We start from the raw sequence: 11,672 nt of genomic DNA, 5'->3' as shown, positions 1-11,672 counted from the left end.
AATTTCTAGCTGATATATCCCTGACATTGTTCATCCTTCATCTGGTTTATTCTTATTCTCTCATCTGTAGTCCAATTTTAGAGAATTGGTATAATAACCTTTGAGCGCCATTAATTCTTCATGAGTTCCCTGTTCTACCACAGCACCTCGATCCATCATTAGAATGACATCGGCATTGCGAATTGTGCTGAGGCGGTGAGTAATGAAAAACACTGTTTTATCTTGGAAAGCTGTTGCCAAGTTACGGCAAACTTGGGCTTCGGCATTGTAATCTAAGGCGCTGGTAGCTTCATCAAGGATAAGTAATTGCGGATTTTGCAGGACAGTACGAGCGATCGCCACTCGTTGGCGTTGTCCCCCTGACAGTCCCGAACCTCGTTCGCCAACACGGGTATTATAGCCACTGGGCAGAGACATAATAAAGTCGTGGGCATAAGCTATTTTGGCAGCAGTAATAATTTCTTCATCGCTAGCATCAGGATATCCCAAGGCAATGTTTTCGCGGACTGTGCCATCAAACAGTAGGGTATCTTGTAACACCATACCAATTTGACGACGTAAGGAATAAAGTTCTACTTTACTGATATCGTAGCCATCAATCAAGATTTTGCCGGACTTGGGTTCGTAAAGTCGGGGTAATAATTTTAGCAGTGTGCTTTTACCCGAACCGCTTTGACCAACAATTCCTACAAAGGAGCCAGCAGGAAAATCTAAGTTAATATTGCACAGTTGCAATGGCCCGTGTTCTGAGAAACTGAAGCTGAGATTTTCAAAGCAGACACTACCTTGAATACTGGGCATGAGGATATTTTGACAGTTACCGATTTCTACTTCTTGAGGAGTGTCTAGAATATCAGCAAGGCGTTGCAGAGATAGAGCAGTCTCTTGGAAGTTCTGCCAAAGTTGCATTAGGCGTAACAAGGGACTAGTGACATAACCAGCCAAGATGCGGAAAGCGATGAGTTGTCCCAAGGTTAGGTGCTGATTGAGGACTAGAAAAGCTCCTACCCACAGCACTAACATACTGGAAAACTTGTTGAGGAAGCTGCTAACAGAACTGGCGGTAGTTTGGGTAGAGACTGTTTTGAAACCAGCGCTGATGTAACGAGCATAGCGTTCTTGCCATTGCCAACGCGATCGCATTTCTAAATTTTGCGCCTTGACTGTCTGCATTCCCCCCATCACTTCCACTAAATAAGATTGCGTTTCGGCATTGCATTCTGCTTTCTCTTGCAATTGTCGCCGCATCAAAGGTGATACCATCAAGTTGAGCAAACCAAACAACGGCACTGTTGCTAAAGCTACCAAGGTCAACACTGGGCTGTAAACCGCCATCACCACAATATAAACTACAGAAAATACAGCATCCATCACCACAGTTAAAGCTGTACCAGTCAAGAAAGAACGAATATTTTCCAACTCGTGAATTCGCGTTGCCAATTCTCCCACAGGACGGCGTTCAAAGTAAGATAATGGCAGACGCAACAGGTGATTAATTACCTCAGAACCAAGGGTGAGGTCAATTCGGTTAGTGGTATCTGTAAATAAGTGAGTGCGGACACTGGTGAGTATTGCTTCGATGACTGCTACTACCAGCAAAAAGATGCCGAAAACTTCCAGGGTATCAGGACTGTTACCAACCAGTACTTTGTCAATGATTACCTGGGTAGCGAGGGGATTTACCAACCCAAACAGTTGAATAACAATGGAAGCAACTAGTACTTCAATTAATACCTTGCGATAGCGCCGCAATGAAGGTACAAACCAATTCAAACTAAACCGCGCCTTGGGAGTGTTTTTATTGGTTTGCAGGAGCAGTACTTCTCCTTCAGTTCCCCAGTTTTCCGCAAAGTCTCGCAGTTTGTAGCGTAGTAGTCCCATCTCAGGAACGGCAATGAGTAACTCTTGATTGCTATTTTTGTAAATAATTGCAAAACTATCTTGCCAAGAAATCATTACTGGTAATTGCAAGCGTCCGACTGCGGTGGCGGGAACTTTTACCATTTGTGTTGTCAACCCCATTAACTCGGCAGCAGCGGCGCAAAATTGCAGAGATATAATACCCTTGTGTTCGTGCTGCTTTGTCAACACCCGCCGTAATGTATCTCTGCGTAAGGGGATATTAAAGTATTGGCTCAACATTTGGAAGCAAGCTAGGGAAGCATCAAGCGGGCCTCTACCTTTAATATAAGGATACTTCTTTTGTTTACCTTTAGTTGCTGGTTCTTCTATGACAGTAATTTCTGAGGCGTAGGGAATCTCTACGGGTAAGAGTGTTTTTGGTATAGGAGAAGCGAGATTTTCTCCAAATATTGATTTGGGCAATCCCAGCAGACGCATATTTACATTAAATTTCAGCTTAGGGTTAAGTTCATCTAACTCTAGGCGACTACCCACGGGGAACTCAGCATCAAAATTACTGCTAACTAACCACAAAAATTCTGAATCTAACTGGTGGCGGAAAACTTTGCGTGCAGGAATTGTTTGAACGATCGCAACTTCAGTTGCAGCCTGGGCAAGTTTAACTAAATTTCTGCTACCATCTGCGCGACGGCTGAGTTCTTCGGTAAGCAGTTCATGCACTTCTAAAAGAGTAATCTTATTTTGCAACGCTTGCACAAAAGCCTCTTCCTGCTTGAGTAAGGTTAGAAAACCAGCAATAGGTAGATTAATAGCGATAACTTCAGTAGAAGCGATCGCAGTTTCACAAGCAATACCCCGCACATGACTTACCCAACCCAAAACCTCTCCTTGAGAAAGTAATTTCAGTGTCGCCGGATTTTGTCCTGGGGAATTGTAACCTAATAAACGCGCTTGCCCTTGGTAGATAATGCTAATCCAATTGGGCATAGCTTCCCTAGTTACTATTACCTGCCCAATGCGATAGCGACAAAATTGCACCTTGTCAAGCAAATTTTCTAAAACATTTGGTGACAGATAATTGAAAGGAAATAAATCAGTAATAAATTCTTGAATATCCACAGTTGTATTTGTCATAATTTTCTATACCCGATTTTGATGATTTTTAAGCTGCGAATGCTTCTTGAAGCTGTGCTGGTTTAGTGTTGATTCCCATCCAGGTTTTTTCTTCTGGTGAGAGTTGATTCAGTTGTTGTTTAAACCAAGTTTCAAAATTTTCTTGCAGCAATCGCTGACGCATAAAATCGTCCAACTGTGCAGTTAGAAACTTTTCCACACGTACAATCACCCATGATTCTCCGAAGAGTACGGGTGCTTGAACTATACCCACTTGACTTGTGCAAAGTAACTGAGCAAAATTGGGGGTGATAGTACCAAGTTCCACTGGGCCGATGATGCCATTTGTATCAGCTTCCGGCCCTTGAGAATATTCATGTGCTAGTTCCGAAAAAGATTGTTCTCCTTCTGTAATTCGGAAGAATAGTTCGTTGGCAGTTCCTCTGTTGTCAATCCGAATTAAAGAATAAATGACTTTATCAAAATGTCTTTTATATTTGAGAAAGTAAGATTCTAGTTGATGCCCCCAAGTTTGTTGTTTGAATTTTTCGACTCTGAGCTTGCGGGTGGCAAAAAGTTCTAATTGTTCTTGAGTCAAACCGTAACGTAAGCACCAATCTTGGCTTTTTTGCTTGGTTGTCAAATCCCACTGCTGATAAAATTGCTCTAGAGCATGGGATGTTTCGGCTTCTGTGCAGGTGATTGGTGCGATCGCAGATTCGATAATGCTCTGAGATAACAATTGCGGGATTAGGTTGTAACTAGCTAAGAAGGGGATTATTTCTGGCGGTAAAAGACCGCAATCGCCTAGTTGTAATGTTTTATTCATATTTATGTGTGCAAATATTTGAGCCGTGCAACCATAAAATTTAGAAATTTTCAACACAGCCTTAGCTGTTTGGTTTAGTACTTGCCGTGTTCAGAACCTGTTGTTTAACCATGAATCTAAATTAAACTGTTTTTTCAAGAAACACTGCATGAAAAAGACTTGAATAGTTAGGTGTTTGTTAAAGTAAATTCCAGATGCTTTGTATTGTTTAGTCATAAAAAGTCTTATACAGCAGTTTTCATTTGCATGAAGTACAAAGTTACGGGTTTTGAGGCAGGAGGCAGAAGGCAGGAGGGAAAGGGTTTTAGCCTCATTTATTTTTCTTAACATCGTTGTATTTTTTACCACCGACTTATATCATGTCCGCCTAATTAGTTATAATTCCAGCATCTGTGCAAAAACCTGAAAACTCTTTTTCCCCTTGCCCCCTGCTCCCTTACAGTCTTAATGAGGACACGATATTACTTAGGCGAAAGCTGGCGTCAGGCGATAGTTTTGGCAAACCTTGGTAACACCCAAAAGTTTGTTGTAACTTGATACAGAAAAACCTCTGAGTTACCAGAGGTTTCTGATGGTTAACTTGATGTTTTTAGCATTTAGGCGATCGCTCGTATGAGCAATTATGTTGGCTAAAGTGTGGAATAAAAGCAGCAAAGTTCAGTATGATTCTCTGCCGCTTATATCATTTGCATATCCTTGAAAGCATTGCTCTACAAAACTTTCAAGTACTATTTACCACTGCTAATGCCTAAACTTAAGCAGGGATGAAGAACGAGCTAAAAGTCGCATTGTAGTTAGTGCTACCAGTGAATTCAGTGACCTGCAAGAAGTAGTCACCACGTCCTTCAATGTTGGAAATCAGTTCTGAAGTAATACCTGCATTATTAGAGCTGGCAATTACCTCACCTGCATCAACGATGCGATTGTTGTTAGAGTCTCGAATCAGCCGGATGTCAGCATCAGTGCTTAATCCGTCTAATATAATGTCAACCCTCTCACGAATTCCCAAAGAGAAGCTATAAACATCGGTAGTGTTCTGGTTATTGACGTTACCTGCACGAGTGACGTTACCTGACAACTGACCAAGTACAAATTCCTTAGGTAGAAGGTTGCTGGAACTAGCTGAAATCGGTAAAGTTCCAGAAGGTTTAGTCGCAGACAAGGCTAAATCGTAACTGACATCGCCTGAACTACTAGCAAAGCGAGATACTTCAGCAAAAAAAGTACCTGAGCTAGTTTTAAAGTTAATTGCGTCATCTTGGTTGCTTCCCCGAGTGGAAACAAGTCCAACTTGTCTGTCAAAACTATCTAGTACACCGTTATTGTTAGCATCTCGAAACAATGCGATGTCGGCATCATCGCCAGCACTGATATTTGTCAAAGACAGGTTGATGTTGCTGGAATTGGTAATTTTGAACTGAAAGACATCCGTTGGGTCTGTTGTAGTTAAATCAGAGTTATTTTTAACAACAGGGGTGCTACCGAGTGTACCAAGATTGGAAAGTGTCATTTTTTTCGTCCTTTAGATGTTGATTGTGAACTGGTCAAGTTCAGGTAAGTTGTGGTTTGCACAGAGGTAAAGCTTTTATTTGAACCGATATTTTTTGAAATGTAGCGGTTTATAATTTGATGAAAATAAATATTATTTATTATTTTCAATAGAGCCTTAGCCGTTTGGTTTTGTGCCTGCCGTGTTCAGAACCTGTTGTTTAACCATGAATCTAAATTAAACTGTTTTTTCAAGAAACACAGCATGAAAAAGACTTCAATAGTTAGGTGTTTGAAATTAAATTCCAAGTGATTTGTATTATTTAGTCATAAAAAGTCTTATTTAGAATTCAGGTAAATTGTTAAAAGGATATAAACGCCATTTCCTTATAGACACTCTTGGATTGGTGTTAATGGTTATAGTGATACCAGTATCCGAATCTGACCAAGCAGGAGCAAAGAAATTATTTGCACAAGCGTACTGCCATCGCCTTAACGCCCAAAACCAAGCAAATAAGTATCAAGTTATCGGTACTCTAAACAAAGATGGTGTTAAAGGTGACGAGTTACTACAGATTGCAAGTTAATGAAGTACAAAAATACCCCTCCCTAACCCTCACGCCACTTGCTTGCAACAAGAGTGGCTGGCCGCCCAACGCAGTGGCTCCCCTTAGAAAGGGGAAGGAACTAGATTCGGAATTTTCCCCCTTTACAAGGCAGGTAAGGATGTACTTCTTTGGATACAAAATGCTGTATTACCTAAATTAGGAGTCAAAGGCAATCTCATTACCGTTGACGGCGGTAAATCAACTTATTTGTTCAATTCCCAGAAGGGAAACCTAAAATCTTGATCGATCAGCCAGTTGGTAAAGTACTTCCAAAAAAGATCAACCTTTTTTAATATTGTGCCAGGATAATTTTGATGGTGATGTCTCGATTAAGTTGTACGATGGGAACAAACTTATCCAAAACATTTCTTCCCGTACTGCTAGCGATGGAGTTTATGAATGGACACCACGTATTTCCATAAAAGAAGGCTATTTTATTCGCATTTCTAGCTGGAAAGACCGGAATATTTTCGGGCAGTTGCAATTGTAGCAAAATGGGAAAATGAATGGATAACTAGCTAAACGCAAACCTCTCAACAAGGTTGACGGTGTGGCCGCGATCGCAATTGTTATCGTTTCTCACAGTAAACAACTAGCTTTAAGTGTGCGGGAACTCGCCGCGCAGATGGTTCAAGGCCAAGTTACCATTGCTGTTGCAGCAGGTATTGAAGATTCTGAAAATCCATTGGGTACTGATCCGATTCAGGTTTATGAGGCGATCGCTTCTGTTTTTTCTGATGATGGTGTCTTGGTATTAATGGATTTGGGTAGTGCTTTGCTGAGTGCGGAAATGGCAATCGAGTTTCTGCCAGAAGCCCAGCAGGAGAAAGTGTATTTGTGTGAAGCACCTCTAGTAGAAGGTGCGATCGCTGCTGTAGTAGCGGCGGCGGCTGGTAGAGATATTCACCAAGTTCTGGCGGAAGCACGTGGCGCACTTTTAGCAAAAGCAACTCAATTGGGTATTAGTAGTCCGTTGTCAGTTGTCAGCCCAATAACAACTAATATAGAATCGCCAACGCGAGAAATCCGGCTGATTGTGAGCAATCGCCTGGGATTACACGCCCGTCCCGCAGCGCAGTTTGTGGCAACCGCAGCCCGGTTTCAATCCCAAATTCTGGTACGGAATTTAACAAGAAGTACTGAGCTAGTCAGGGGTGACAGTATTAACCAAGTTACAACTTTAGGGGTGCGTCAAGGACACGAACTGTTGATTACTGCCACTGGTTCTGATGCAGATGAGGTGCTGGCAGCATTACAGGTATTATTTGCCAATAACTTTGGTGAAGATAATGTTGCCTTGAATTCTCCGCCAGCTTTTCACCATGAAGTTGCTCCAGCAACTCACGGCGAACTTTTGGGGATTGCAGCTTCTGGTGGAGTAGTGATCGCACCTGTTGTTCATTATCAACCTACTCACATTGCGATTACGGAATACCACGTAGACGATCCTGATGTAGAGTGGCAACGATTACAGACAGCAATCCACACTGCCCGACAAGAAATTCAAGCAGTTTTCTCACAAGCATCTCTGCAAATTGGTGATACTGAAGCCGCCATTTTCGATACCCAACTACTATTTTTAGAAGATCCAGTACTGTTGGAAGCGGCTCATCAGCGTATTTTAGACAACCATATAAATGCTGAAGCAGCTTGGCAAGCTGTAGTCGATGAAGTAGTGACTTCCTACCGCGCACTTGAGGATTCTTATTTACAAGAGCGAGTTGACGATGTTGTAGATGTCGGGCGAAGAGTGCTGCGATTATTAGCTGGGAATGCTGCAGCTAATCTGCATCTTCAGTCACCAGCGATTTTGGTGGCGACTGATTTAACCCCCTCAGATACGGCTGGACTAGATCCGACAAAAGTGTTGGGTATTTGTACTACTTCTGGTAGCGCCACCTCCCACAGTGCAATTATCGCCCGGACGTTGGGTATTCCAGCAGTTTTGGGAGTGGATGCCCAGGTGTTGCACTTGGCTGATGGTACACTGATGGCACTTGATGGTGAAAGTGGCAGAGCTTGGGTAGAACCAGAATCAGATATCCTGGATTTACTGGCAGCAAAGCAGTCAGCTTGGCAAACTGCCCAACAGGAAGCACGAGCTACGGCACATCAGCCAGCGATTACTCGTGATGGTCGGCAAGTTAGCGTCTTCGCCAATATTGGTAGTATAAATGATGTGCAAGTTGCTGTGGCTAGCGGTGCAGAAGGTGTGGGACTACTCCGCACTGAGTTTCTGTATTTAGATCGAACAAGCGCCCCGACTGAAGAAGAACAATTATTAGTCTATCAGACGATCGCCCAAGTTTTAGATAATCGGCCGCTAATTATTCGTACCTTAGATGTCGGTGGTGATAAGCCACTTCCCTATCTCAAAGTAGGGTTCCCAGAAGCTAACCCTTTTTTAGGTTGGCGGGGAATTCGTTTTTGTTTAGATCATCCAGAACTCTTCAAAACTCAGTTACGGGCAATTTTGAGAGCTAGTGTAGGACACCAAATTAAAATCATGTTGCCAATGATTGCGACTGTAACTGAAGTACGTGCAGCTAAGGTAATTTTGGGTGAAGTGCAGGCTGAACTAAATCAAGCTGGTATTTCCTTTGATGCAGCGATGAAAGTAGGAATTATGGTGGAGGTTCCATCAGCAGTAGTGATCGCCGATCGGTTAGCCGCTGAAGTAGACTTCTTTAGTATCGGCACTAACGATCTAAGTCAGTACGTCATGGCTAGCGATCGCACTAATCCCCGCGTGGCAAATTTGGTTGATGCGCTACATCCAGCCGTATTGCGAATGGTGCAGCAAATTATCCAAGCTGCCCATGCAGCGGGGATTTCAGTAGGATTATGTGGAGAATTGGCAGCAGATACTTTAGCAACACCAATTTTATTAGGTTTAGGGCTGGATGAGTTGAGCGTAAATCCTCAAAGTATACCTGGAGTGAAGCAGACGATCGCTCGGTTAAGTATAGTTGAAAGTGAAGCGATCGTGGCATCAGCATTACAACAAGATTCCGCACTTCATGTCAGAGAACTAATCTCAACTTCAGTTACTCCCCCTGCCTAATACTAATTCCTAATTAATCATTAAAATCTTATTCCCAATTGCCCGTTAAAGCCATGAATAGAATTGTAACCAGCACCAACAAAAACGTTATTAGTAGCACCTACCTGAACGCCACCTGAAACTGCAACGCCTTTATTCTCTGAATAAAGTCCGACTCCTACATAAGGTGAATCCCCAATGACTTAACTGCGATCGCATTCAGCAGTAACGCCGCCAAGTTGATTGCTGGGCAAGTCTTATAAGTAAGTTTTAAAATTGTTACAAGATTCTAATTCTGTAGTAAATTGTTGAAGATTTAATATCATCTTTTTGCCTCCTTAAGTATTAATCTCAAAGTGAATCTCCAGAGGCTATTTAATTAGTCCTCATTAGTGTATTCTCGGATTTTGAAATCAGAATCACGCTGTAAAAAGCTTTGAAGATCACGGGTATAAAACAGAACTTTTTTGATTTTGTGGTCAACCTTCTCGTTGATTTGACCAAAAAGCATCTGCTCAACATCTTTTCGATTTATATATTTTTGGAGATGTAAGTCTAGTTTTCTATCAAGCTGGTCAATTCTTTTGCCATTGTCAGCATGTTCTTTAGAGATGATTTATCGCGGTTTATACCATTTCAGTGTTGCTTATGACAAAGGCAACGCCGATGACCCTGTTAAGTACTTCGCTGCAAAAGAGAATCAAGATTTAGGAGTAGTCAAAGCTCTGCAAAGCCAGTCTCAAAGCTGGATTTATCCCCTTTTCCCGCACCATCTTGACAAATGTGCAATTACTCTAACCTCTCACGAGTGATCAGCAGACGAGATTTATCGTTTATACAAACTGCACTTTCAAATCAAATTTATCTTCCGCGATGCTAAACAGTTTACCAGACTGAGTGATTGTCAAGCCCGTGATGTCAAAAAGCTTGAACTTTCATTTCAATGCCAGTTTCACCGCCTTAAATCTTGCCAAGCTTGATGCTCATCGACAGCACTCAGGTGAAAAACCCTTTGTCTTTTCAATGGCGAGTCTCAAACGACGGGCACTCAATGACCATTTGCTCGACACCTTTATTTCAAGTTAGGACTTTCGCCGACTGTCATTAAATCCCATCCTAACTACTAAAACTTACGCTCTTACGGTGTTATTGCTGCCTAATTTTGTCCGAAGTATTGGCCTTATGATTTTTGTTGAGTAATTTATTCCTTGGAAATCCCTCCTCTGGCTGACATCCAAAGGGTAAATTCTTCAAGCCGTGGGGTGTTGGCGTTGGTGCAGCAGCTGTTAATATCACTTCACCTTTAGCATTCACTATCCACCCCTGAGCTTCCACAATCTGTGTACTGAGTGCTGAACTTTGTTTCTCAAGAGTTTCCCTGCTGCTGTACTCTCCTGCTTGTCTTGGCACAGCAGTGACTCGCCAATCTTCCCAAACTGTATCATTATTAAGTACAGTGTTGGGAGAAGGAGGTAAACCACCACGTCCAGTGATCGTGAAACTGCTATTACCTCTTCTGGCACAGAAGTTTTGGTTGATTAATTGTGAGGCATCCACTACTTACAGTCGCAACTCCGCTAAACCATTTGTGGGGTCTTATAGTGTATTGAGTTGCACTGTACCATTCAACTGCTGATTAGCTCCTGTAGCAGTGATATCGCTGTTTGGGGTGGGTACATCACGAAATTGAGTGCCGAATACCCCCTTAGCATTGATTATCACCTGACCTCCTCGAAAGTCAGTAGAATTTGCACTGATATCACTATTGTCAAATGCAACTAAAATATCAGTATTAATGTTGATATTGCCACCAATGACGTTTTCTCCAGAAGCGTTAGTGGTGATGTTGCTGTTACGAAGCAATAGTAAATCTTCAGAGTGCAGAGTAATAGTAGCTTGTTCTTTACTCAGGTCAGTGTTGACAGCTTGGGTATTAGCATTAACAGTAGCGTTGTTGTTCAAACGGATAGAGGCAGAATCAATATTTAAATTCCCTGCAATTCCTTTACCTGAGCTGCTCACACTTACTATTGCCCCATCTTGAACAAGTAAATTATCGTTACTAATCTTCAAACCTCCTGCATCCCCTGTTGAGTCAGTAGAAGCTAACAAGCTACTGCCAAAGCGACCATCACTAGAGGTACCAATCAGTTGCACATCGTTAGCAGTAACAGTTAAAGAACCTCCTTTACCTGCACCCGATGTGCTGGCATTTATCAGTGCCCCATCGCGCACAAGCAACTGTTGGGTATCAATTTTCAAGTTTCCGGCATCTCCGGTTGAGTGAGTGGAAGTCAACAAGCCACTGGGAAAGTAACCATTACTAGAGGTACCAATCAGTTGTACATCTTTAGCAGTCACATTCAAAAAACCTCCCTTACCTGTACCATATGTCTCTGCATCTACCTGTGCGCCATTGCGCACAAGCAAACGTTGGGTATTAATCGTCAAGTTTCCGCCATCCCCAGTTATCCCTAAATAAGCTTGAGTAAACATGCCACTCCTGAAGCGACCGTCAGTAGAGGTACCAATCACTTGCACATCTTTAGCAGTAACTGTTAAAGATCCCCCCTTACCTGTACCATATATGCTGGCATCGACATATGCCCCATCGCGCACGAGCAAATTTTGGGTATTATAGCGGTTCTCAGTTGGGTGCAATATAGTAACAGCAGTGGGTGAACCATCCAATAATGTCTTTTTTAGTTACCGCATTCAGAGCATTTGT

8 protein-coding genes and 2 pseudogenes are annotated in these 11,672 nt (G+C 42.4%); 5 read left to right on the top strand and 5 right to left on the bottom strand.

Annotation, left to right across the window (positions count from 1 at the left end; all coding sequences use genetic code 11):
- Positions 1-60 precede the first annotated feature (60 nt).
- The 3 genes from V7K89_RS30175 to V7K89_RS30165 form a co-directional block, all read right to left on the bottom strand.
- The gene (locus tag V7K89_RS30175) at positions 61-2,997 is read right to left on the bottom strand and encodes a peptidase domain-containing ABC transporter (RefSeq protein ID WP_335193888.1); all 2,937 of its coding nucleotides are present in this window, start codon (positions 2,995-2,997) and stop codon (positions 61-63) included.
- A gap of 28 nt (positions 2,998-3,025) precedes the next feature.
- Positions 3,026-3,805 (bottom strand): peptidylprolyl isomerase, encoded by a 780-nt coding sequence (locus V7K89_RS30170; RefSeq protein ID WP_335193886.1) that lies wholly within the window; start codon positions 3,803-3,805, stop codon positions 3,026-3,028.
- Between the two features lie 754 nt (positions 3,806-4,559).
- Positions 4,560-5,315 (bottom strand): PPC domain-containing protein, encoded by a 756-nt coding sequence (locus tag V7K89_RS30165; protein WP_335193885.1) that lies wholly within the window; start codon positions 5,313-5,315, stop codon positions 4,560-4,562.
- A 325-nt stretch (positions 5,316-5,640) separates the two neighbouring features.
- Here V7K89_RS30165 and V7K89_RS30160 point away from each other — a divergent pair.
- From V7K89_RS30160 to V7K89_RS30140, 5 genes and pseudogenes are all read left to right on the top strand, one after another.
- Positions 5,641-5,772: pseudogene (locus V7K89_RS30160) on the top strand (IS5/IS1182 family transposase); the annotation flags it as partial.
- A gap of 424 nt (positions 5,773-6,196) precedes the next feature.
- Positions 6,197-6,391, top strand: coding sequence for a hypothetical protein (locus V7K89_RS30155; RefSeq protein WP_335193883.1), 195 nt, complete (start codon positions 6,197-6,199; stop codon positions 6,389-6,391).
- Between the two features lie 60 nt (positions 6,392-6,451).
- Complete coding sequence (ptsP, locus tag V7K89_RS30150; protein WP_335193881.1) at positions 6,452-8,965, top strand: phosphoenolpyruvate--protein phosphotransferase; 2,514 nt, start codon at positions 6,452-6,454, stop codon at positions 8,963-8,965.
- Between the two features lie 563 nt (positions 8,966-9,528).
- Positions 9,529-9,710 (top strand): annotated as a pseudogene (locus tag V7K89_RS30145) (IS4 family transposase); the annotation flags it as partial.
- A 149-nt stretch (positions 9,711-9,859) separates the two neighbouring features.
- Entirely contained in the window at positions 9,860-10,030 is a 171-nt protein-coding gene (locus V7K89_RS30140; protein WP_335193879.1) for a hypothetical protein, read from the top strand.
- A 60-nt stretch (positions 10,031-10,090) separates the two neighbouring features.
- Here the strand turns inward: V7K89_RS30140 and V7K89_RS30135 are convergent, their stop codons facing one another.
- Together V7K89_RS30135 and V7K89_RS30130 are read right to left on the bottom strand one after the other, a co-directional pair.
- Positions 10,091-10,501, bottom strand: a complete 411-nt coding sequence (locus V7K89_RS30135) for a hypothetical protein (protein ID WP_335193877.1) — start codon at positions 10,499-10,501, stop codon at positions 10,091-10,093.
- Between the two features lie 39 nt (positions 10,502-10,540).
- On the bottom strand, positions 10,541-11,635 hold the full coding sequence (locus V7K89_RS30130) for a hypothetical protein (RefSeq protein WP_335193875.1): 1,095 nt from the start codon (positions 11,633-11,635) through the stop codon (positions 10,541-10,543).
- Positions 11,636-11,672: the final 37 nt, after the last annotated feature.

The organism is Nostoc sp. (assembly GCF_036917515.1).
Lineage (GTDB): Bacteria > Cyanobacteriota > Cyanobacteriia > Cyanobacteriales > Nostocaceae > Nostoc.
The sequence above is the reverse complement of the archived record's forward strand: the minus strand, read 5'-3'. Positions and strand labels throughout refer to the sequence as shown.